This window comes from Streptomyces sp. A01, from assembly GCF_059026195.1.
Window position 1 is genome coordinate 26398 of the sequence record NZ_JBWLKN010000017.1, and the last position, 23537, is coordinate 49934.

17 protein-coding genes are annotated in these 23537 nt (G+C 70.5%); 13 read left to right on the forward strand and 4 right to left on the reverse strand.

The window, feature by feature from the left end; translation table 11 throughout:
• Window positions 1-111: 111 nt before the first annotated feature.
• Complete coding sequence (gene glgP, locus AC5P1B_RS22745; protein ID WP_493889246.1) at window positions 112-2931, reverse strand: alpha-glucan family phosphorylase; 2820 nt, start codon at window positions 2929-2931, stop codon at window positions 112-114.
• A 219-nt stretch (window positions 2932-3150) separates the two neighbouring features.
• Here glgP and AC5P1B_RS22750 point away from each other — a divergent pair, with 219 nt between their 5' ends.
• From AC5P1B_RS22750 to glgB, 5 genes are all read left to right on the forward strand, one after another.
• Complete coding sequence (locus AC5P1B_RS22750; RefSeq protein ID WP_493889248.1) at window positions 3151-4071, forward strand: helix-turn-helix domain-containing protein; 921 nt, start codon at window positions 3151-3153, stop codon at window positions 4069-4071.
• Between the two features lie 589 nt (window positions 4072-4660).
• Window positions 4661-6682, forward strand: coding sequence for an alpha-1,4-glucan--maltose-1-phosphate maltosyltransferase (locus tag AC5P1B_RS22755; protein ID WP_493889250.1), 2022 nt, complete (start codon window positions 4661-4663; stop codon window positions 6680-6682).
• Window positions 6682-8406, forward strand: coding sequence for a maltose alpha-D-glucosyltransferase (treS, locus tag AC5P1B_RS22760; RefSeq protein ID WP_493889252.1), 1725 nt, complete (start codon window positions 6682-6684; stop codon window positions 8404-8406). The genes AC5P1B_RS22755 and treS overlap by 1 nt, the downstream gene beginning before the upstream one ends.
• 490 nt (window positions 8407-8896) lie before the next feature.
• Complete coding sequence (locus AC5P1B_RS22765; protein WP_493889253.1) at window positions 8897-10885, forward strand: maltokinase N-terminal cap-like domain-containing protein; 1989 nt, start codon at window positions 8897-8899, stop codon at window positions 10883-10885.
• Between the two features lie 1121 nt (window positions 10886-12006).
• Complete coding sequence (gene glgB / locus AC5P1B_RS22770) at window positions 12007-14250, forward strand: 1,4-alpha-glucan branching enzyme (RefSeq protein ID WP_493889410.1); 2244 nt, start codon at window positions 12007-12009, stop codon at window positions 14248-14250.
• 119 nt (window positions 14251-14369) lie between these two features.
• Here glgB and AC5P1B_RS22775 read toward each other — a convergent pair whose 3' ends face one another.
• On the reverse strand, window positions 14370-14576 hold the full coding sequence (locus AC5P1B_RS22775) for a DUF397 domain-containing protein (protein ID WP_493889254.1): 207 nt from the start codon (window positions 14574-14576) through the stop codon (window positions 14370-14372).
• A 44-nt stretch (window positions 14577-14620) separates the two neighbouring features.
• The gene (locus AC5P1B_RS22780) at window positions 14621-15511 is read right to left on the reverse strand and encodes a helix-turn-helix domain-containing protein (RefSeq protein WP_493889255.1); all 891 of its coding nucleotides are present in this window, start codon (window positions 15509-15511) and stop codon (window positions 14621-14623) included.
• A gap of 121 nt (window positions 15512-15632) precedes the next feature.
• On the opposite strand from AC5P1B_RS22780, the gene AC5P1B_RS22785 reads away from it, so the two are divergent.
• The 6 genes from AC5P1B_RS22785 (at window position 15633) to AC5P1B_RS22810 (ending at window position 19217) form a co-directional block, all read left to right on the forward strand.
• Complete coding sequence (locus tag AC5P1B_RS22785; RefSeq protein WP_493889257.1) at window positions 15633-15944, forward strand: hypothetical protein; 312 nt, start codon at window positions 15633-15635, stop codon at window positions 15942-15944.
• A 187-nt stretch (window positions 15945-16131) separates the two neighbouring features.
• On the forward strand, window positions 16132-16389 hold the full coding sequence (locus tag AC5P1B_RS22790; protein WP_493889259.1) for a hypothetical protein: 258 nt from the start codon (window positions 16132-16134) through the stop codon (window positions 16387-16389).
• Window positions 16364-16894, forward strand: coding sequence for a DUF6879 family protein (locus tag AC5P1B_RS22795; protein ID WP_493889260.1), 531 nt, complete (start codon window positions 16364-16366; stop codon window positions 16892-16894). The genes AC5P1B_RS22790 and AC5P1B_RS22795 overlap by 26 nt, the downstream gene beginning before the upstream one ends.
• 27 nt (window positions 16895-16921) lie before the next feature.
• Entirely contained in the window at window positions 16922-17770 is an 849-nt protein-coding gene (locus tag AC5P1B_RS22800; protein ID WP_493889262.1) for a helix-turn-helix domain-containing protein, read from the forward strand.
• A 208-nt stretch (window positions 17771-17978) separates the two neighbouring features.
• The gene (locus tag AC5P1B_RS22805; protein ID WP_493889263.1) at window positions 17979-18104 is read left to right on the forward strand and encodes a hypothetical protein; all 126 of its coding nucleotides are present in this window, start codon (window positions 17979-17981) and stop codon (window positions 18102-18104) included.
• 6 nt (window positions 18105-18110) lie between these two features.
• Window positions 18111-19217, forward strand: a complete 1107-nt coding sequence (locus AC5P1B_RS22810; protein ID WP_493889264.1) for a methyltransferase domain-containing protein — start codon at window positions 18111-18113, stop codon at window positions 19215-19217.
• A gap of 133 nt (window positions 19218-19350) precedes the next feature.
• On the opposite strand, the gene AC5P1B_RS22815 is transcribed toward AC5P1B_RS22810, so the two are convergent.
• Window positions 19351-20790, reverse strand: a complete 1440-nt coding sequence (locus AC5P1B_RS22815) for a cation:dicarboxylate symporter family transporter (protein ID WP_493889412.1) — start codon at window positions 20788-20790, stop codon at window positions 19351-19353.
• Between the two features lie 214 nt (window positions 20791-21004).
• Between AC5P1B_RS22815 and AC5P1B_RS22820 the strand changes: the two genes are divergently transcribed.
• The gene (locus tag AC5P1B_RS22820) at window positions 21005-22753 is read left to right on the forward strand and encodes a sensor histidine kinase (RefSeq protein ID WP_493889265.1); all 1749 of its coding nucleotides are present in this window, start codon (window positions 21005-21007) and stop codon (window positions 22751-22753) included.
• The gene (locus tag AC5P1B_RS22825) at window positions 22750-23451 is read left to right on the forward strand and encodes a response regulator (protein ID WP_493889267.1); all 702 of its coding nucleotides are present in this window, start codon (window positions 22750-22752) and stop codon (window positions 23449-23451) included. Before AC5P1B_RS22820 ends, AC5P1B_RS22825 begins: the two co-directional genes overlap by 4 nt.
• Window positions 23452-23537 lie beyond the last annotated feature (86 nt).

The following is a 23537-nucleotide window of genomic DNA, read 5'->3' on the forward strand; positions in this document are numbered from 1 at the left end:
CGTACGCGCCCCGCCAGGGGCGCGGAGAACTGCGCGACCAGCCACAACGCACCCGCACTCCGCGACGCACGGACAGCGGCACGTCCTCCCCGACGCTCCGCCGGACACGGCCTACCGCAGCAGGACTCCCGCCGCCTCTCCCGTCGCCTCCGACGGCACGGCGACCAGCCCCAGTTCGGCGGGGCTCGCGAGCAGCCGGTGGGCGGGCAGCACACGTACGGTGTAGCCGTAGGGGCCCGTACGGTCCAGGGCCAGTGGACCCTCGTACAGCCAGTGCCCTTCCAGGCTCGGCCCGCCGGTCGGCTTCAGCGGCACCGTGTGGGCGCCGTTGATCCGGTCGGCCTCGTCCACCCGCCCGGCCACGGCCTGCACCTCCACATCGGAGGGTTCCAGACCACCGAGCGTGACCCGGACCCGCAGCGAGAGTGTGGAGCCCAGTTCGACGGCGCCGCTCTCGCTCCCGCCGGACGCCTCACCCGCCGCCCGGTCCCCCGCGCCCGCTCCGGCCACCGGCGCGCCCGCGGGGCGGGCGTTCGCACCGGTCTCCGGCTGGTCCTCCAGCTGGGCCTCCACATGGTCGACGGCGACGCCGGGCCAGGCGGCCCGCACCCGCGCCTTCCACACGGCGAGGTCGCGCGCGGCCCCGGTGTCCAGGGCGCGGTGCGCGCAGGCCGCCGGGGTGTACAGGCGCTCCACGTACTCCCGCACCATCCGCCCGGCGAGCACCCGCGGTCCCAGGACGGCCAGGGTGCGGCGGACCATGTCGATCCAGCGGTCCGGCAGCCCGCTGGCGCCCCGCTCGTAGAAGCGCGGCGCGATGCGGTCGGTGAGCAGGTCGTACAGGGCGGTCGCCTCCAGGTCGTCCCGCCGGTGCTCGTCGGTGGCGAGCGTGGCCTGGCCGCCCAGGGCGGGGGACGCGTCAGCGGTGGGGATGGCCCAGCCGAAGTCGGGGTCGTACCACTCGTCCCACCAGCCGTCCCGCACCGATAGGTTGAGGCAGCCGTTGAGCGCCGCCTTCATTCCCGAGGTGCCGCACGCCTCCTGCGGCCGCAGCGGGTTGTTCAGCCAGACGTCACAGCCGGGGTAGAGCCGCTGCGCCATCGCCATGCCGTAGTCGGGCAGGAAGACCAGGCGGTGCCGCACCCGGGGGTCGTCGGAGAACCTGACCAGCTCCTGCACCAGCCGCTTCCCGCCGTCGTCGGCCGGGTGCGCCTTGCCCGCGACGACGATCTGGATCGGACGCTCGGGGTGCAGCAGCAGTTCCATCAGCCGGTCCCGGTCGCGCAGCATCAGCGTCAGCCGCTTGTACGAGGGGACGCGGCGGGCGAAGCCGATGGTGAGCACGTCGGGGTCGAGGACGCCGTCGATCCAGCCGAGTTCGGCGCTGCCCGCGCCGCGCTGCCGCCAGGAGGCGGCCAGCCGGTCCCTCACCTCCTCGACGAGGCGTTCGCGCAGCGCCCGGCGCACCTCCCACAAGTCGGCGTCCGGGATGGCGGCCACCGCGTCCCAGCGGTCCGAGCCACCCACGGTGAGCGCGTCCTCCGTGCGGCCGGCGCCGATCTGCCGGGCACCGAGCCGGAAGACCTCGGAGGCCACCCAGGTGGGGGCGTGCACCCCGTTGGTGATGGAGGTGATGGGCACCTCTTCGGCGTCGAATCCCGGCCAGAGTCCGGCGAACATCTCCCGGCTGACCCGCCCGTGCAGCGTGGAGACCCCGTTGGCGCGCTGGGCCAGCCGCAGCCCCATGACGGCCATGTTGAACAGGTTGGGCTCGCCGCTGGGGTAGGTCTCCATGCCGAGGGCGAGGACCCGTTCGACGGGCAGGTCGGGCAGTTCGCCGCCGTCGCCGAGGTGGCGGGCGACCAGCTCGCGGTCGAAGCGGTCGATTCCGGCGGGCACGGGGGTGTGCGTGGTGAACACGGTGCCCGCCCGTACGGACTCCAGGGCGGCGTCGAAGTCGTCCCCGGCCACGATGCGTTCGCGGATGCGCTCCAGTCCGAGGAACCCGGCGTGGCCCTCGTTGGTGTGGAAGACCTCGGGCGCGGGGTGCCCGGTGCGCGCGCAGTAGGCGCGCACGGCGCGGACGCCGCCGATACCGAGCAGCATCTCCTGGAGCAGTCGGTGTTCGCTGCCGCCGCCGTAGAGCCGGTCGGTGACGTCCCGCTCGTGCGGCCCGTTCTCCTCGACGTCGGAGTCGAGGAGCAGCAGCGGCACCCGGCCGACCCGCGCCTGCCAGATGTACGCGCGCAGCGAGCGGCCGCCGGGCAGCGCCAGGACGGTCTGGGCGGGGCGGCCGTCGCTCTCGCGGAGCATGGACAGCGGCAGCTCGTTCGGATCGAGCACCGGGTAGTGCTCCTGCTGCCAGCCCTCGCGGGACAGCGACTGCCGGAAGTAGCCGTGCCGGTAGAGGAGTCCGACGCCGATGAGGGGGACGCCGAGGTCGCTGGCGGCCTTGAGGTGGTCGCCGGCGAGGATGCCGAGCCCGCCGGAGTACTGCGGCAGGGCGGCGGTGATGCCGAACTCGGGTGAGAAGTAGGCGATGGCGGCGGGCAGCCCGGCGCTCCCGCCGGGGCTGCCCGCCAAGGCCTCCGCGTCGCCCGGGGGTTGGGTCGGCGCGTCCTGCTCGCGCTGTTGCTGCTGCTGGTACCAGCGGGGACCGGTCAGATAGTCGTTGAGGTCGTCGGCGGCCGCGGTGAGCCGCCGCAGGAACCTGCGGTCCTCGGCCAGATCGGCCAGCCGGGAGGCGGACACGGAACCGAGCAGCCGCACCGGGTCGCCGCCCACGGCCTGCCAGCCGTCGGGGTCGACTGCCTGAAACAGCTCTCGGGTCTCGGGGTGCCAGGACCAGCGCAGATTTCGCGCCAGTTCGCTGAGCGGTCGTAGGAGTTCCGGGAGGACGGGGCGCACGCTGAATCGACGAATGGCCTTCACGGTTCGACGGTAGCGGCGGCCATGCGACCGATTCGCCCTCATCCACGAAATTCATGCGTTTCCATACGGGTGCGTGGGTTTCTATACGTTCAACTGCCCAGCGCTCCCCCCTCCGCGCGCCGCTCCCGAGCCTCTGCCCCGCCGTCCGGCGGACCGGCCCCGTTGCCTGTCACTGGCAGGGGCAGGCACGGCGGCGGACACTGCTGGACACTGGTCCTCATGGACACACCAGCCGAGTTGGGGAACTTCCTGCGCACCCGCCGTGCCCGGCTCCAGCCGGAGGACGTCGGACTCGTCTCGTACGGCGGGCGCCGCCGCGTGCCGGGCCTGCGGCGCGAGGAGCTGGCACAGCTGGCCGGTGTGAGCGTCGCGTACTACACCCGGCTTGAGCAGGGGCAGAGCGGCAACGCCTCGGACGGGGTGCTGGACGCCATCGCCCGCGCGCTGCGGCTGACGCCCGACGAGCACGCGCATCTGCGGAACCTGGCGCGGCCGGGGCGCGCGGCACGCCGCCCCGCCCCGCGCGCCGAGTCCGCCCACCCCGGCACCCGGCATCTGATCGCCGCCATGGACGGGGTGCCCGCCTGCGTCCTCGACCCGCGGTTCGACGTGCTGGCGTGGAACGCGCTGGGGCACGCGCTGATCGCCGGGCAGTTGGACCTGAGCTGCCCGGACCGGCCCGCCGACCGGCCGAACGCCCAGCGGCTGCTGTTCCTCGACCCGCACGCCCGTGAGCTGTACCCGGACTGGGAGGGCGAGGCGCGCCGCGCGGTGTCCTCGCTGCGGGTGGCGGCCGGCGAGTACCCGGACGACCGCCAGCTCGCCGAGCTGATCGGCGAGCTGACGATGAAGAGCCCGGAGTTCGCCGCGCTGTGGTCGCGACACCCGGTACGCGGCTGCACCAGCGGCGTGAAGTCCTTCCACCACCCCCTGGTGGGGCCGATGGAGCTGACGTTCCAGATGCTGCGGCTGCCCGACTCCGGCGGCCAGGGCGTACTGGCGTACAGCGCGGAGCCAGGCACCCCGTCGGAGGCGGCGCTGCGCCTGCTGGCCACGGAGGTCGCGACGGCCGGGGCGCTCGCGGCGATGACGGGGCCCAGCGGAAGCAGCCCTGACCCAGCGCGGAGATATGCCCCGTAAGGGGCGGAGGGAACTGCGCGCCCAACCACAACACACCCGCAGTCCGCGACGCACGGACAGGGACTCCCCCTCCCCAGGCCACCCAGCCACCAGATCTGGGGCAAGCACCCCCGGCCCAGCGCGGGGATATGCCCCGTAAGGGGCGCGGGGAACTGCGCGCCCAGCCACAGCGCACCCGCAGTCCGCGACGCACGGACAGGAGCACCCCCAGCACGGCCCCCCAGCACGGCCCGGCCGGACACGGCCCCGGCCCGACACGGCCGCTATGCGGACACGCTGGCCGGTTCATAGCCATGGGCCATGTCACCCCGTCAGCCTCGCTCGCAAGAAGTCGCATTACGCGCTAGTAATGCGGAGACGACCGGATTGCCCTCCCTCATCCCGTGGGAAGGCTCCCCGATACGCCCCGGATCGCCCTCCCGGGCGTGGCGCGGCGCAGCGCATCCCCGCACAGCCTTCACCCATCCGCCCACCCGAGTGAACGCGGACAGGAGCGGCCATGCCCGTACCCCGTGATCGGACCACGGAGCCGGTAAAAAGAACAAATGCCTCCAAAGCCCGCAAGCGAGCGACACCTTCAGGTGATCCCGTGATCGGCCGAATTCCCGTCTTGGATATCCGCCCGCTCGTCGACTGCGGACGCCGACCAGCGAAGGCGGTGACGGGCGAGACCTTCGAGGTCAGCGCCACCGTCTTCCAGGAGGGGCACGACGCGGTCCGGGCGAATGTGGTCCTCCGTGACCCCACCGGCCGTTCCGGGCCCTGGACGCCGATGCGGGAGCTGGCGCCCGGCACCGACCGCTGGGGCGCCTGGATCACCCCCGACACCGAGGGACGCTGGACATACACCATCGAGGCGTGGAGCGACCCGGTCGGCACGTGGCGCGCCCACGCCAAAATCAAGATCCCGGCCGGGATCGATACCGGCCTCGTTCTCGACGAGGGCGCCCAGCTGCATGAGCGTGCCGCGGCCGGGGTGCCCAAGAACGACGGCAGGGAGGCGGTGCTCGCGGCGGTGGACGCGCTGCGCGACACCGCGCGGCCGGTCGCCGACCGGCTCGCCGCCGCGCTCAGCCCGGAGGTGACCGAGGCGCTCGACCGCCATCCGCTGCGTGAGCTGCTGACCAGCTCACGCCCGATGCCGCTTCAGGTGGAGCGGGAACGCGCGCTGTTCGGCTCGTGGTACGAGCTGTTCCCGCGCTCCGAGGGCGCCCGGGTCGTGGAGGGAGAGCCGCCGGTCAGCGGCACGCTGCGCACGGCGGCCGACCGGCTGCCCGCCGTCGCCGCGATGGGCTTCGACGTCGTCTACCTCCCGCCCATTCACCCCATCGGCTCCTCGTACCGCAAGGGCCCCAACAACACCCTGTCCGCCGGTCCCCACGACGTCGGCTGCCCCTGGGCCATCGGCTCCGCCGACGGCGGGCACGACGCCGTGCACCCGGACCTCGGCACCCTGGAGGACTTCGACTACTTCGTCCGCAAAGCGGGCGACCTGCGCCTTGAGGTCGCGCTCGACTTCGCACTCCAGTGCTCCCCCGACCATCCCTGGGTCGGCAAGCACCCCGAGTGGTTCCACCACCGGGGTGACGGCACCATCGCGTACGCCGAGAACCCGCCGAAGAAGTACCAGGACATCTATCCCCTCGCCTTCGACGAGGACTTCCGCGGCATCGTCCGCGAGACCCTGCGCGTGCTGCGGTTCTGGATCGACCGGGGCGTACGGATCTTCCGGGTCGACAACCCGCACACCAAGCCCGTCGTCTTCTGGGAGAAGGTGATCGCCGACATCGGGCGCACGCACCCTGACGTGATCTTCCTCGCCGAGGCGTTCACCCGGCCCGCGATGATGCACACGCTGGCCGCGATCGGCTTCCAGCAGTCGTACACGTACTTCACCTGGCGTAATGAGAAGCGGGAGCTGACTGAGTACCTGACGGAGCTGTCCGGGGACGCCGCCTCCTACATGCGGCCCAACTTCTTCGTGAACACGCCCGACATCCTCCACGCCCACCTCCAGCGCGGCGGCCGCCCGGCCTTCGCGTCGCGCGCCGTGCTCGCGGCGACGCTGTCGCCGACGTGGGGGATGTACGCGGGGTACGAGCTGTGCGAGAACACGCCCGTGCGTGAGGGCAGCGAGGAGTACCTGGACTCGGAGAAGTACCAGCTGCGGCCGCGCGACTGGGAGGGCGCGGAGCGGGCGGGCGCCACGATCACCCCGCTGATCACCCTGCTGAACCGGCTGCGGCGGCACCATCCCGCCCTGCGGCAACTGCGCAACCTGCGGTTCCACCACACCGACAACGACGCGGTCATCGCGTACTCCAAGCGGCTGAACGGTGGCTCCGCAGCCGTGCGTGGCCCGGGTGGCGACTGCGTGCTGACGGTGGTCAACCTCGACCCCCACCACACCCACGAGGCAACGGTCTCGTTGGACATGCCGGAACTCGGCCTGGACTGGCACGAGTCCTTTCCGGTGCGCGATGAGCTCACCGGCGCCACCTATCACTGGGGCAGCGAGAACTATGTGCGCCTTGAGCCGGGCACCGGCATGGCGCCCGCGCACGTGTTCTCGCTGCGACCGTCCTCACCGATCGGAGGGTCACCCACATAATGATCGTCAACGAGCCCGTCCACGACACCTTCGAGGACACCCCGGCCAAGGACCGTCATCCTGACTGGTTCAAACGGGCCGTGTTCTACGAGGTGCTTGTCCGCTCCTTCCAGGACAGCAATGGCGACGGCATCGGCGACCTCAAGGGCCTGACCGCCAAGCTCGACTACCTGCAATGGCTGGGCGTCGACTGCCTGTGGCTGCCGCCGTTCTTCGCCTCGCCCCTGCGCGACGGCGGCTACGACGTGTCCGACTACACCGCCGTCCTCCCCGACTTCGGGGATCTCGCCGACTTCGTGGAATTCGTCGACGCGGCGCATCAGCGCGGGATGCGCGTGATCATCGACTTCGTCATGAACCACACCAGCGACCAGCACGAGTGGTTCCAGCAGTCCCGTACGGACCCGGAGGGCCCCTACGGCGATTTCTACGTATGGGCCGACGACGACAAGCAGTACCCGGACGCGCGGATCATCTTCGTCGACACCGAGGCGTCCAACTGGACCTTCGATCCGGTGCGCAAGCAGTACTACTGGCATCGCTTCTTCTCGCATCAGCCGGACCTCAACTTCGAGAACCCCGCCGTCCAGGAGGAGGTACTGGCCTCACTGCGCTTCTGGCTGGACCTCGGCATCGACGGCTTCCGGCTCGACGCGGTGCCCTACCTCTACGCGGAGGAGGGCACCAACTGCGAGAACCTGCCCCGTACGCACCAGTTGCTGAAGCGGGTACGGGCCGAGATCGACGCGCACTACCCGGACACGGTGCTGCTCGCCGAGGCCAACCAGTGGCCGGAGGACGTCGTCGACTACTTCGGCGACTTCCAGCAGGGAGGCGACGAGTGCCATATGGCGTTCCACTTCCCCGTCATGCCGCGCATCTTCATGGCCGTACGGCGCGAGTCGCGCTACCCGGTCTCGGAAATCCTCGCCAAGACACCGGCCATCCCCTCCGGCTGCCAGTGGGGCATCTTCCTGCGCAACCACGACGAACTCACGCTGGAAATGGTCACGGACGAGGAACGTGACTACATGTACGCGGAGTACGCCAAGGACCCCAGGATGCGCGCCAACATCGGCATCCGGCGGCGGCTGGCGACCCTCCTCGACAACGACCGCAACCAGATCGAGCTGTTCACCGCCCTGCTGCTGGCGCTGCCCGGGTCGCCGATCCTGTACTACGGCGACGAGATCGGCATGGGCGACAACATCTGGCTCGGCGACCGGGACGCCGTGCGCACCCCGATGCAGTGGACACCTGACCGCAACGCGGGCTTCTCCTCCTGCGATCCGGGGCGGCTGTTCCTTCCCACGATCATGGACCCGGTCTACGGTTACCAGGTCACCAACGTCGAGGCGGCCATGAGCAGCCCCTCCTCGCTGCTGCACTGGACCCGGCGGATGATCGAGATCCGCAAGCAGAACCCGGCGTTCGGTCTCGGGTCCTACACCGAACTGCCGTCGAGCAACCCGGCCGTCCTCGCCTTCCTCCGGGAGCACGGCGATGACCTGGTGCTCTGCGTGAACAACTTCTCGCGCTTCGCACAGCCCACGGAGCTGGACCTCCAGTCGTTCAACGGCCGCCACCCGGTCGAGCTGATCGGCGGCGTGCGCTTCCCCGCCATCGGTGAACTGCCGTATCTGCTGACCCTGGCGGGACACGGCTTCTACTGGTTCCGGCTGCGCCAGGCGGAGGGCGCCGACCGGCCCGTGATGGTCCGCTGAACCACCCGCTGGACGCTGACCTGCCGGTATCGGGCCGGTGCCCGGCCGGCCCCGTCCAGTCGCCCTGAGCCCGGGGCGGATCTCCGTCCGTACGCGTCCATCACGGGCGCGTACGGGCGTTATTTCCCAACAACGAGGGGAACCCTTCCTATTACCCCAAGAACAGGCTGATCCGATCGCGTTGGCGGTCGTCGCGCGTGCCACCTCCCGATGCCCTTCTGAGACCGACCTGACCGGCATCCCGGCGTGACCGGTCCAGCCGGGGTTCCGCTGGCGGCGTGGGGGCCGCCGCCCGGAACAAGGCGCCATCGCACGGACGAGCACCGTCTGGCACGCCCCGTGGAGGACCCCCTCCAGCCTTCGGCCGGGAAAAGAAACCGGCGGAGGGCCCTCAGGGGGTGCCCCCACAGCGCGCCGCCGCACAGTCAATGCCGCAATCCGGGACACTTCGTCCTATCTGTCGTGTGCCCCGGGGAAAGGACGCGACGTCATGTCGGACGCCTCAATGTCCCGGGGCTCGCCCCCCGCACCTCCGCCGTCAGCGGCCGGTGTCACGCACCGGACCGCCGGAGGAGGAAGCACCGGAAGCACCGGAAGCGGGGCCACCCCGAGCACGAGCGGGGGCAGCCCGGCCACGGTCACCACCGCACGTGCCCCGGGCACCGCCCGGCCGCGCGGCGGAGACCTCACCGACAGCGGGCTGCTCGCCTCGCTGGTCCCACTGCTCAGCGAATGGCTCCCCCGGCAGCGCTGGTTCGCCGGCAAAGGACGCCCGATCAGCGGCTTCACGCTGGTCTCGGCGACAGAGCTGCTGCCCTGCGCGGCCGGTGGCGCCACCGCCGGACTGCTCCATCTGCTCGTACGGGCCCACCAGCCCGAACCGCCCGACCCGTCGGCCACGTTGGAGTTGGAGCCAGAACCAGAACCGAAGCCAGAGCCAGCGCCAGCGCAGCGGACCGAGCCGCCGCAGACACCGACTGGGCCGACCGCTGACCCGACAGGGTCGACAGGAGCCGACGCGGCCACCGGACTCGCGGAACGGGCGTCCACCGGTTCGGCGGGGGCCGCCGGGACCCCGGCGCCCCAACAGGCGAAACCATCCTCCTCAAGCCCGGCACGGCGGTCGCCGCCCGAGACCGCCGACTGCTACCAGCTGCTGGTCGGGGTCAGGTCGGCGCTGCCACCGAGGGTCGCCCCCGCCCTGATCGGCCGTCCGGGGAGCGGCCCGCTGCGCGGCTTCATCCTCTACGAGGCCCTGGCCGACGCCAGCCTCGCCACGCTGCTCCTCGAACGCCTCCGCGTCCCCGGCTCGCTCGGCCCGCTCCGCTTCCTCCGCGAACCCGGCACCTCCATCGCGTCCGGGCTGGCGCCCCGGCCCATCGCCGTGGAGCAGTCCAATTCGTCGGTGGTGTACGGCGACGCGTACATCCTCAAGGTCTTCCGCAGGATCTCCCCCGGGATCAACCCCGACCTTGAGGTCGCCCTCGCGCTCGCCCGAGGCGGCTGTGACCGGGTCCCCGCGCCCACGGCCTGGTTCGAGACCACCGAGATCGTGGAGGGCCGCCCCGCCGACCCCGCGCACGGGGCCGCGTTACCCACGGAGTCCGCGCGCCCCGGGGAGAAGGGTCCGGGGCCCGCCGGGAAGAGCGGACCGCGCGGTGACACCAGGCGGCGGGGCGAGCCCCTGACGCTCGGCCTGCTGCAACCGTTCCTCGCCGGTTCGGCCGACGGCTGGCGACTCGCTCTGGACGACCTCACGGGCCCCGCTGACTTCACCGACTCCGCGTACGCCCTCGGCCAGGCCACCGCCGAGGTCCACCTCGCCCTGGCCCGCACGCTGCCCACCACGGAGCTGGGCCGCCCGCAGATCGAGCAGCTCTGCGCCACCATGGCCCGCCGCCTCGACACGGTCGCCGGCGCCGTCCCTGCCCTGCGCCCCTACCGTGCCGCCCTGCGCACGGCCTTCGACGACCTCGCCGCGCTCGGCGCCACCGGCCGCACGTGGTCCGCGCAGCGCATCCACGGCGATCTGCATCTGGGGCAGGCGCTGCGCTCGGCACGCGACGGCAGGTGGTCGCTGATCGACTTCGAGGGCGAGCCCGCCAGTCCACTGGCCGAAAGGCGCCGCCCACAGCCCGCCGTACGCGACATCGCGGGCATGCTCCGGTCATTCGACTACGCGGCGGCCGTGGGTGCGGGTGCCGCGCGGGCCCTCAACGCCGAGGACACCGCCGTCGGCGGCGTCCAGCCCCAGGAGTGGGCCAGGCGGTCCCGGGCCGCGTACTGCGCCGGTTACGCCGCCGTATCCGGCTCCGACCCGCGCGACCAACCCGAACTGCTCCGCGCGTACGAAACCGATAAGGCCATCTACGAAGTGCTCTACGAGGCCCGGCACCGGCCCGACTGGTTGCCCGTCCCCATGTCCGCGATCCAGCGGCTGGCCGGTCCCCTCGCCCGAGGAACCGGCTGTACCGGCTGAACCACTTTCGTGACGCTCTATCAGCTCTGGAGGACCACCCCGTGACCGCTCGCCCGTCCCCTGGCCACTCGCAAGGGGAGCCCACCGGCCATCGCCGCCAGCGTCCGTCCGACGAGTCGCTTCCGACGGACCAGACCGCGCACGAACCTCCCGGCCGCGACGGCGATCCCGCCCCGCCCAGCCGCAGCGACAGCCCAGAGCCGCACACCCGCACGGAAAGCCCTGAGCCGCAGGCCCGCGCGGGAAGGCCCACGGGAAGCTCCGAGCCACCCCGCGGCAAGGACGCCGCCGCCCCGTCGCCCCGTACGGCGGCCGCCGAGCCACCGCGGCCCCGTCCGGCGCCGGTGCCCCCGGGGCGACCCGCCCCCGGCGTCATCCCGCCCACCTTCGGCGGCGCCCGGTCCGGCGCCCCGCGCGCGGCGGAGGGATCGGTCTCCCGGCTGTCGTACCGCACCCCGCCGACGCCGCGTGCCCCGCACCCCACGCGGACGGAGGACCCGACCGCCCGGCAGGAGAGCGCGCCCGCCCCCGCACCACCGGCTCAGCCGACCACCGCCCCCGACTACACCGCCACAGACACAGCAAACGCACCAGGCACAACAGGCACAACAAAACCACCGAGCACCGCAGCAGCGACGGAGGCGGAAGACCCGGCGGCGGCAGCGGCAGAGGTCGGCGTGCCGGCTCCGCAACGAGCGGAGCGGCTGGAGTCCAGCCTCGTCGGCGCGGGGCAGGACAACGCGCTCAGCGCCCACCCCGTCGCGGGGCGCGAGGGCACGCCGTCCACGGCCCGGCGACCCGTGACGGGCCGTCCCCCGGAGTCCGCCCAGGCGTCGGCCGACACCACCGCACCGGGCCGGGCCGCACGTCCCCCCGGCGACCAGGGCGCCGGGCAGGAGCGGCGCCCACCGCACGGCCAGAGCCAGGGCCGCGGCGAGAGCCTGACCGCCCGGCAGGAGTACGGCGGCGGCCGGGGCGGCGGCACGGACACCCGCGAGCCCACGGGCACCAGCACAGGCACCGGCACCGGCACAGGCACCGGCACGAGCACTCGCACCGGCACGAGCACTCGCACCGGCGACGACATCCCGACCCTGCCCGGTGACGCGCACCCCGACGAGATCTCCCTGGTGCCCGCGGACGACCAGGGCCCGGCCGAGAACCAGGGCGTGCGGGCCGCGACTCCGCTCGACCCGGAGGACCGTCGGCGGCTGCTGTCCGGCGCGCACCACGACCCACACGGGCTGCTGGGCGCGCATCCGGTCAGGGGCGGTGTCCAGTTCCGGGTGCTGCGCCCGTACGCGCGCACCGTCGCCGTGACCGCGCGCGGGCTGCGCGCCAGGCTGCGGCCGGAGGGGGACGGCCTCTTCGCCGGCGTCCTTCCGCTCCACACGGTGCCCGACTACCAGCTGCTCGTCGCCTACGACAACGACGAGCTGGAGCTGCACGACCCGTACCGCTTCCTGCCCGCACTTGGCGACCTGGATCTGCATCTGATCGGTGAGGGCCGCCACGAGGAGCTGTGGAACGCGCTCGGCGCGCAGCCGATGACGCACGCGGGCGTCACCGGCACCCGGTTCACCGTGTGGGCACCCAACGCGCTCGGGGTGCGCGTCGTCGGCGACTTCAACTACTGGGACGGCATCGCCTTCCCGATGCGTTCGCTGGGCGGCACGGGGGTCTGGGAGGTCTTCCTGCCCGGCGTCGGCGAGGGCGCGCTGTACAAGTTCGAGATCACCCGCCCCGACGGGTCCCGGACGCTGCGCGCCGACCCGATGGCGCGGCGCACCGAGTGTCCGCCCGCGACCGCCTCGGTCGTCCACGCCTCACACCACATCTGGCGGGACGAGTCCTGGCTGGCCCGGCGCGCCGAGCGCGCGGTCCACGAGTCGCCGTTCTCCGTGTACGAGCTGCACCTGCTGTCATGGCGCCCCGGGCTGACCTACCGCCAACTGGCCGAGCAACTGCCCGCGTACGTCAAGGACCTCGGCTTCACCCACGTGGAGATGATGCCCGTCGCCGAGCACCCGTTCGGCGGCTCGTGGGGTTACCAGGTCACCGGTTTCTACGCGCCGACCGCCCGGCTCGGCACGCCGGACGACTTCAAGTACCTCGTGGACGCGCTGCACCAGGCGGGGATCGGCGTGCTCGTCGACTGGGTGCCCGCGCACTTCCCGAGGGATGAGTGGGCGCTGGCCGAGTTCGACGGGAGGCCGCTGTACGAGCACGGGGACCCGGCGCGGGCGGCGCACCCGGACTGGGGCACGCTGGAATTCGACTACGGGCGTACGGAGGTGCGCAACTTCCTGGTGTCGAACGCCGTGTACTGGTGCGAGGAGTTCCATATCGACGGCCTGCGGGTGGACGCGGTCGCCTCGATGCTCTACCTCGACTACTCACGCGATCCGGGCGGCTGGACGCCGAATGTGCACGGCGGCAGGGAGAACCTGGACGCGGTGGGCTTCCTCCAGGAGATGAACGCCACCGTCTACCGGCGCTGCCCCGGCGTGATCACGGTCGCGGAGGAGTCCACCGCGTGGGACGGCGTCACCCGCGCCACCCACCACGTCGGCCCCGGCGGCTTCGGCGGTCTCGGCTTCGGCCTGAAGTGGAACATGGGCTGGATGCATGACTCGCTGGGCTACGTCGCGCACGAGCCCGTACACCGCAAGTACCACCACCACGAGATGACGTTCTCGATGGTCTACGCGTACTCGGAGAACTATGTGCTGCCCATCTCGCACGACGAGGTGGTGCACGGCAAGCGCGCGCTGGTGTCGAAGATGCCGGGCGACTGGTGGCAGCAGCGCGCCAACCACCGCGCGTACCTGGGCTTCATGTGGGCCCACTCGGGCAAGCAGTTGCTGTTCATGGGGCAGGAGTTCGCCCAGGGCGCGGAGTGGTCGGAGGGCCACGGCCCCGACTGGTGGCTGCTCGACCCCTCGTATTCGGCGGAACCCGACCACCGGGGCGTACGCGACCTGGTACGCGACCTCAACGAGACCTACGTCGCGACGCCCCCGCTGTGGCAACGCGACACCGAACCGGCGGGCTTCGCCTGGATCGAGGGCGACGCCAGCCAGGACAACGTCTTCGCGTTCCTCCGCTACGACGCGGACAACTCGCCCCTGCTGTGCGTCAGCAACTTCTCACCGGTCGTACGGCACGAGTACCGCCTCGGCGTCCCCGAGCAAATCGCCGCCTGGCAGGAGGTCCTGAACACGGACGCGGAACGCTACGGAGGCAGCGGCGTCACCAACGCCGAACCCCTGAAGGCCGAGCCCGTCGCGTCCCATGGCCGCCCGACGTCCATCGTCCCGGTACTGCCACCACTGGCGACGGTCTGGCTGCGACCGGCACGGTGAGATCCTGTCCGCTGGCGCTAGGCAGGCTGAGGCGTCAGCCTGCCCAGCGCTGGCGGACACTGTCGGGGAGCAGGGTGCACGCGTACAGGCTTACCTCGACAACGTACTGACCAGGTGACTCAGGCCAGGTCGTCAAACTCCCCCGCCTTGACACCCTTGAGCCAGGCGTCCATCTCCGCGCGCGTGAAATAGACGGCTCCCGCCTCGGGGTTCTTGCTGTTGCGCACGGCGATGCGTCCGTCGGGGAGGGGTGCGACCTCGACGCACTCAGGGGTGTCGCTGGAACCCCCCGAGAAGCTGCTCTTGCGCCACTGAACATGCGCCAAGAGGCCCGCCTTAGCCATCGGGTGATCCACTCCGCTCTCTCTTCCTACTGGAAACGTTCGGCTGCCTCAGCGATCGCCTCAAGGGATTCAGCCTGCGACAGGGACGCCTGGGCGAGGGTGCCGAAATTCATGGTCAATCTTCGCACTCGTGTGCGGTCTTCGAAGTACAAACTACTACCGGCTGGGCCTTCGGTGTACGCGATATCGGGAGTGGGCTCGGGCAGGCTGAGAATCGAAAACGGCCCGTCCAGACCAGGGCTCCCGCCCCCGTCGTGAGGCAGCACCTGGATGGTGACGTTTTCGTGCTCGGATACGTCGAGCAGCCTGCGTACCTGGTCTCGCATCACGGTCGTCCGTCCGACGACCCGGTGCAGAATAGTCCCGTCCAGAATGAAGTGGAGCTCCGGCGCGTTCTCCTTGGTGATGATCTGTTGCCTGATCATTCGCGCCGCGACCCGGCGCTCAACTTCTGCGGGCGAGAGCACCCCCGGATTAAGCGCGTTGATCAACGCCCGGGTGTAATCACTGGTCTGCAACAGTCCTGGGATCAGCTGACTTTGGAAGTCCCTACGGGCCACCATCGCGGCTTCGAGACTGAGGAACGGCCGCAGGTTCGCCGGGACTTCATCGCTGCTGAATCCTGACCACCAGCCCCGCTCAACCGACGTGACGGCCAACTGCGTCAGCGCCTCCAGCTTCTCTTTGTCGGAGATCCCGTACGCCCTGAAGATCTGCTCGACCTCGCGCGGCTTGATGTTGTGCTCGCGGAGTTCGACCCGCGAGAGCTTCGAGCGCGACCATCGCCCGTCACCCGCTCGCAGCCGCTCGACCGCCTGGTCCTGAGTGAGACCGGACTGCTCCCTCAACTCTCTCAGAATCGCCGCCAGTTGCCAGCGACGGACGATTGATCCTCCGCCTTCCGCTCCCTGCGTCATGACGCCCTCCCGGACCCCTTGGCGTGATATTTGGGACTCCCACTTGAACCAACGGAAAGCCTAGTGCACGCTCTTCGTAACGCACAACACTCGTCTGTGCACTCTGCGTTGGGAGTCGCCCATGCCTGCCCAGAACGATCACACCACCACCCAAGAGCCGTCAGCCTTCGACAAAGAGGTCTGCGAACTGGTCAACGACACCGCACCGCGCCCGTTCGCCGTCATCCAGCAGTACGGGCAGGAAGAGGACGCACGCGTCGCCGCCTGGGGCATGGCATTCGACGACCACGCCGAAGTGACCGGCGTGGAGGGCACCCTGCGGATCAGTACTGTCTCACCCGAGCGCATGGCGCGCTGGTTCGCCCGGCAACCGCACGTATCGGCGCGGCTCGTGTGGCTCTCCCTGTCCGGCTCGGCCTCGTTCACCCGGTAGCGGCCAGGCGCGCGCCATCCGTACGGGCCAGCACACCATCCCGCCCCGCCCCGGGCGAACCGGGGCGGGGCGGGATGGCGGGTGGGCCGGATGGGGCGCGCCGCCACTGCCGCGCCCTTGACGGTGACGAGTCATCGCCGGGAAGCTCGTGCAAGTTGGCGTAAGCCACTCGACGCCGGAGGCATCCATGGCACTACGGTTCATCGGGATTGATCCAGACACGGGACAGCAGGGCTCCCCCACCGTTTGGGTGGACGAGGAGAGCGCGGAACTGGTGCTCCAGGGCTGGAAGCCAGACGAGAAGCTGGAGGCTGAGTGCGCGGCGTTCGAGGCTCCCGGACACGACGTGGGCATTCCGCCGCACGAGGTCGTGATGCGGTTCCCGGCGCGCATGGTGCCGATGCTCAGGGAGGCGTGTGATGTCGCAGAACGAGCCGGGCTTTAACGAACTGCTGGCTGCTGCCCAGTACTCGGCCGTGCACTTGGAGATGCGCGACTCATACGGCGTGGGCGACGAGGCCGAGGACTTCGAGAACTGGAAGCACACCGGAGAGCGAGACGTGGACCCGGCGTCCGCCTACTGGACGCCTTGGGTCGAATTGATCCGGCGCACGGTGGTGCGAGGCGTCGTCGTCCGCCGCGCTCGTGTCGTTTCGGAGCCGGTCACCGAATACATTCGCTACGAGCACGCCGGCACTGTGGTCAATCTCCACGCGGGGGAGCACGTACGGTGGCTGCCCCGGCGCCAGGCCTCGGATCTCGCCTTGCCCGGAAATGACTGCTGGGTCTTCGACGGCAAGACCGTGCTCTTCAACCACTTCACCGGTGATGGTGACTGGTCCGAGCCTGGCTGGGAGGCCCGTACCGAACCGGCGGTAGCGCAATTGGCGTCAGCCGCGTTCGAAGCGGTCTGGGAGCGCGGCATCCCGCACGAGAAGTACTCGGTCTGATCCAGTGAGTCACTGAAGAGCCAACTCATGTCCGCATCGCCTTCGTCCAGCGCCCAGGCCGCCCGTGAAGTCATCGCCGCCCGCCTCGGAGAGCTGCGCAGGGGAGCGGAGTTGACCGGTCATGAGTTGGCTCTTCGGTGTGGCTGGAGTCCGGCGAAATCATCACGCATCGAGCGGGCCAAGACACACGCTTCCGATGCGGACATCCGCGCGTGGTGCAAGGCGACTGGCGCTGAGGAACAAGCCGCGGATCTGATCGCGGCGAATCGGCAAGCCGATCAGATGTACGTGCACTGGAAGAAGCTCCACCGGCATGGAATGCGCAGAGCGCAAGAAGAAGTAGTTCCCCTGTACGAAGGCACTCGCCTCTTCCGCGTGTACTGCTCGAACGTCATTCCTGGGATGCTCCAGACAGAGGCATACGCCACGTCCTTGCTCTCCACGATCGCCGCTTTCCAGGGCACCCCGGACGACTCGGCGACGGCTGCGGCGTCCCGCGTTGAGCGCTCGCATGTCCTCCATGAAGGTGATCACCGCTTCGCCTTGCTCATGGAAGAAACAGTGCTCCGCTACCGCATCGGTGACGAAGAGACCATGGCTGGCCAACTTGGTTACCTTCTTGCGGTAATGGGCCTTCCGAACGTCAGCCTCGGCGTCATCCCTTTCGCCGCTCGGAGGCGGGTCTGGCCCTTGGAGGCCTTCTATCTGTTCGATGACCGTCGAGCCAGCGTCGAGTTGCTCACCGCTGCCGTGAACGTCGCGGCTCCCAGCGAGATCGCCGCGTACGCGAAAGCGTTCTCCGAACTGTCGAAGCTGGCGGTCCACGGCGCCGATGCGCGGGCCCTCATCACGGGAGCGATCGGCGCGCTGGGCTAGTCCGTGTGCAAACTTGTGCAAGAACGTAGACCCACGACTTCCCTGCTCCGTAGCGTCGTTGACATGGCGCCCAGCTCGCGCGAGCCCTTGACGAGCGCTCATTCCCCGGCTCGGAACGGCGGGAGAGCGGGAGCGGGAGAAGTCCCGTACGCGCCACGGCACCTGTTCCTCCCCCGTCACATCCCACCCAGCAGGAAGCGAGGGGACCATGGGCAAGAAGGGCGGAGACCACTCCGGCAAGCCCGACACCTCCAGCAGTGACGGCCACCGCGACAAACCGCCGGGGCAGACGAAGCCGTACGAGCCTCCAGCCCCGAAGACCCCGAAGAAATGAGGACGAATGACGACGCAGCAGCGGCTCGTTCGCATTCTTGAGGACAAGGGGGCTTTGTCGCCGGAGTGGCGCGACGCCGTGACGTCGGTGGACCGTGCCCTGTTCATTCCCAAGGCGATCGAAGGGGGTGACTTCGCCGAGGACCCCGAGGGGTGGCTGCGGGCCGTCTACGCGGACACCCCCGTCGTGACTCAGATCAACGACGGTGAGCGTACGACCGCCGATCAGTTCCGCCTCTTCACCTCGTCCTCCTCCATGCCGTCGATCATGCTCGAAATGCTGAGCTTGCTTGCCGTACGGGAAGGGGACCGAGTTCTGGAGATCGGCACCGGCACCGGTTACAACGCCGCCTGGCTGTCCCACCGGCTCGGTGGCGGCAACGTCACGAGCGTGGAACTGGACGGGGAGGTTCTGACGCGAGCCGAGGAGAACCTGAAAGGGGCGGGGTATCACCCGACCACGATTCAGGGGAAAGGCCGCGACGGGTATCACCGGGGCGCTCCCTACGACCGGATCATCTGTACGTGCACGGTGCGGGACGTGCCGACGGCGTGGTTGGAGCAGTGCCCCAACGGCCGGATCGTCACGCCATGGGGCAGCAGCTTCTTCAGTGGCTCGTACGCGACGCTGGACGTGATGGACGGAAGGGCTCAGGGAACATTCTCCGGCTACCCGGCCTTCATGTGGGACCGCACCCAGCGCGGCGGCGCCGGACGCATCGCGGACCTGTACCACCAAGAGGCGGGAGAGAAGGGCTCCACCGACATCCCGCCGCAGAACGTGATCCAGGATGATCCCGCCTTCTTCATCGGCCTGATCCTCACCGATGCGTGGTACCGGTGGTGTGACGCTGACGATGACAGCGGGGAGGCCACCTTGTGGTTGTTCTCCGACGACGGGAAGTCGTGGGCTACGGTCGAATACGCCCCCGACGCGGAGACGTACGAGGTCGAGCAGTACGGCCCCCGGGCGCTGTGGGACGAAGCGCGAACGGTGTTCCTTCGATGGCATGGGGTGGGGAAGCCCGAACGGTCCCGGTTCGGGCTGTCGGTCGATCGTGGCGGACAACGGGTGTGGCTGGACAATCCGCATAACCCCGTCGGCCGGCGGTAAGCCGTGAGCACGGAGACGTCCCGACACCAGCGTGTTCACCAGACCGAGGCCCCGGTCTGGTGAACACGCTGGTGTGTACGGACAGCGACTCCGCGCAGGGAAGCAGGGGCCACGCCCCCGCCCCACCCCCGCGTCAGACCTTCGTGACCGTCTTCCCGCCGTCCTCCGCCGGTGCCTGCTTCTCCAGGCCGACGCCACGCCCGGCATCCTGGCCGTCGCCCGAGGCGCCACCCGAGGCATCGCCCGGGGCCTCATCCTCCCCCGGCAGCCTCGCGTGGACGTCGTCGACAAGAGTCTTCTCATCGAACGGCAGCCGCCCGGCGAGTACCTCGTTCATCCGGTTCTTGTCGATCTCCTTGGTCCAGGTGCCGACCAGCACCGTGGCGACCGCGTTGCCCGCGAAGTTGGTCATCGCGCGGGCCTCGCTCATGAAGCGGTCGATGCCGACGATCAGGCCGACGCCGTCCACCAGCTCCGGGCGGTGGGACTGGAGGCCACCGGCCAGGGTGGCGAGTCCGGCTCCGGTGACGCCCGCCGCGCCCTTCGAGGCCACGATCATGAAGAGGAGCAGCGAGATCTGCTGGCCGATGGAGAGCGGGTCGCCCATGGCCTCGGCGATGAAGAGCGAGGCCATTGTCAGATAGATGGCCGTGCCGTCCAGGTTGAAGGAGTAGCCGGTGGGGACGGTGATGCCGACGACCGGCTTGCTGACGCCCGCGTGCTCCATTTTGGCGATGAGCCGGGGCAGCGCGGACTCCGAGGAGGAGGTGGACAGGATCAGCAGGAACTCGCGGCCGAGGTACTTCAGCAGCAGGAACAGGTTCACCCCGGCGACCAGCCGCAGGAGGGCGCCGAGCACGACGATCACGAAGAGCAGACATGTGGTGTAGAAGCCGACCATGATGACGGCGAGGGACTTCAGGGCGTCCGTGCCCGTCTCGCCGACCACGGCGGCGATGGCGCCGAAGGCGCCCACCGGAGCCGCCCACATGATCATCGCGAGGACGCGGAACACGAGCCGCTGGATGTGCCCGATGCCGCGCAGGAGCGGTTCGCCCGACGTGCCCATGGCCTGGAGGGCGAACCCGACGAACAGCGCGACCAGCAGGGTCTGGAGCACCTCGCCCTCGGTGAAGGCGGAGACGAGGGTGGTGGGGATGATGCCGAGCAGGAACTCCTCGGTGGACTCGCTGGCCCCCTCGGCCTGCCCCTGCCCGACCTTGGCCGCCTCGCTCGTCAGATCCAGGCTGCTGCCCGGCTCCAGGATGTTGCCCACCAGGAGGCCGATGGCCAGCGCGACCGTGGACATCACCATGAAGTAGCCGAGTGCGAGACCGCCGACCGCGCCGACCTTCGCCGCCTTACGTACCGATCCCACCCCGATCACCAGGGTGCAGAAGATGATCGGCGAGATCATCATTTTGATCAGGTTCACAAAGCCGGTGCCGACGGGCTTGAGCTCCACGGCAAAGTCCGGTGCGGCGAAGCCCACCGCGATGCCGGCGAGCACGGCGGCGATGACGGCAAGGTAAAGGTAATGCGTCTTGTCGCGTTTGGTACGCCCTGGCTCCAGCTGTCCCGAATCCGGTGGCGAGGTCTGCGCAGCCACGGCTGCCTCCTAAAACGTGCGTGTATGCGATATGCGGCCCACGACAGCCGGGCGGGCCACCTCGGGGGTACGTGCGGCTCACACCCTGGACGTCCCGGCGACTATGCATGACGCTGTGACGGCGGTCACCCTTGCGTTCATTACGTTCACGCGAACCGGAGAAGGCACACTGACCCGCATGCGCATCCCCCGTCCACGCAGCCTGGCAGGCCAGCTCTTCGCGATGCAGGTCGTGCTCGTGGCCGCCGTGGTCGCCGGGTGCGCCGTCTTCTTCTACGTCACCGACCGGGGCGAGGCCCAGGACGCCGCACGCCGCCAGGCGGTGACCGCCGCCACCGCCATCGCCAACTCCCCCGACCTGCCCGCCGCGGTCCGCTCCGACGACCCCACGGCCGTGCTCCAGCCGTACGCGGAGCGCGTGCGCATGGACACCGGCGTCACCTTCGTCACGATCATGAACCCGCGCGGCATCCGCTGGACCCATCCCGAACCCGCCCGGATAGGCGAGAAGTTCCTCGGGCACACCGGACCCGCGCTGCGCGGCCGCGTCTTCAGCGAGACGTACACCGGGACCCTCGGTCCGTCGGTGCGCGCGGTCGCCCCGGTGCGGGAAGGCGGCGGCACCGACGGAAGCGGGCCCGTCGTCGCCCTGGTGAGCGCGGGCATCACCATCGAGACCATCACCGCCCAGGAGCGCCGCCAGATGGTCGCGCTGCTCGGCGTCGCGCTCGGGGCCCTCGCGCTCGGCGGCCTCGGCACGTACATCATCAACGCCCGGCTGCGCCGCCACACCCACGGCATGAACGCGGGCGAGCTGAGCCAGATGCACGACTACCACCAGGCCGCGCTGCACGCCGTACGCGAGGGACTGGTGATGCTCGACGGGCAGCGCCGGATCGCGCTCATCAACGACGGCGGCCGGGAACTGCTCGGCCTCGACGGCGGGCGAGGACCCGACCCGGTCGGGCGCTACGCCAGCGACCTGGGCCTGCCGGTGCCGCTGACCGGGGCCCTGCTCGCGACCGAGCCGCGCGTGGACGAACTGCACCTGACCGCCGACCGGGTGCTGGTCGTCAACACCGCCCCCGTCAGCAGCGGCGAGAAACGCGGCTCCGTCGTGACACTGCGCGACCACACCGAACTCCAGGCGCTGTCCGGTGAACTCGACTCCGTACGCGGCTTCGCCGAGGCACTGCGCTCGCAGGCGCACGAGGCCGCGAACCGGCTGCACGCCGTGGTCTCGCTCATCGAGCTCGACCGCGCCGAGGAGGCCGTCGACTTCGCCACCGCCGAACTCCAGCTCGCCCAGGCCCTCACCGACCAGGTCGTCGGCGCCGTCGGCGAGCCCGTACTGACGGCGCTGCTGCTCGGCAAGGCGGCGCAGGCCAATGAGCACGCCGTGGACTTCGTACTGGCCCGCGACAGCCATGTGGACGACGGGCTGCTGCCGCCCGGCCTCCCCGTCCGCGACCTGGTGACGATACTCGGCAACCTCATAGACAACGCGATCGACGCCGCCGCCGGGGAAGCCGCGTGGGACCTGGGGCTGACCACCGGTGCCGAGGCCGGTGACAAGGCCGGTGACAAGCCCGGTGGCGAGCCCCACGCGCCGCCCGGTGCCGAAACGTCACGCCCCGTCCGGCCGCTCGCCTTCCGCCGGGCGAGAGTCGAGGTCTCCGTCCGCGCGCAGGACGGCGAGTTGCTGCTGCGCGTCTCCGACAACGGACCCGGCATCGACCCGGAGACCGCCGACGAGATCTTCCAGCGCGGCTGGAGCACCAAGGCCGTGCCCGGCCACGGACTCGGTCTTGCCATCGTGCGGCAGACGGTGCGCCGCAACGGCGGCACGATCGACCTGGGCCGTGGAACGAGGGGCGGGGCGGAGTTCACCGTGCGCCTCCCCTTGGACACGGAGTGCCCTTCATGAGCGCGGACCCCGTCGGCCCTGAGCCGATCCGGGTGCTCGTCGTCGAAGACGACCCGCTCGCGGCGGACGCGCACGCCCTGTACGTGGGCCGGGTCCCGGGCTTCACGGTCGTCGGCACGGCCCACTCGGGCGCCGAGGCCCGCCGCCGACTGGAGCGCACCACCGTCGATCTGCTCCTGCTCGACCTCTATCTCCCCGACGGCCACGGGCTCCGCCTGGTCCGCACGCTCCGCGCGACCGGTCATGGCGCCGACGTCATCGCGGTGACCTCGGCCCGCGATCTCACCGTCGTACGCGAGGGCGTCTCGCTCGGGGTCGTGCAGTACGTGCTGAAGCCGTTCACCTTCGCGACGCTGCGCGACCGGCTGACGCGGTACGCGGAGTTCCGGGCGACGGTGACCGTGGGCGAGGCCAGCGGCCAGGACGAGGTGGACCGGGCGCTGGCCGCGCTGCGCGCACCGCGGCCCGCCGCGCTCCCGAAGGGCCTGACGCTGGCCACCCTCCAGTCGGTCACCGACACGCTGCGCGCGGCCACGGACGGCATCTCGGCGGCGGCGACGGCGGAGGCGACCGGGATCTCCCGCATCACCGCGCGCCGCTACCTGGAGCACCTGGTCGACACCGGCCGCGCGGTCCGCACCCCGCAGTACGGGCAGGTCGGCCGCCCGGAGCTGTGGTACCGCTGGCTTCCCTCGTAGCGGGACGACCGCCCCGTCTCCCCGCCTGTCTGCCTCCCCGCCTTCCGGACAGCCGTAGCCCCTGCCCCCGGCCGAGCGCCTGTTCG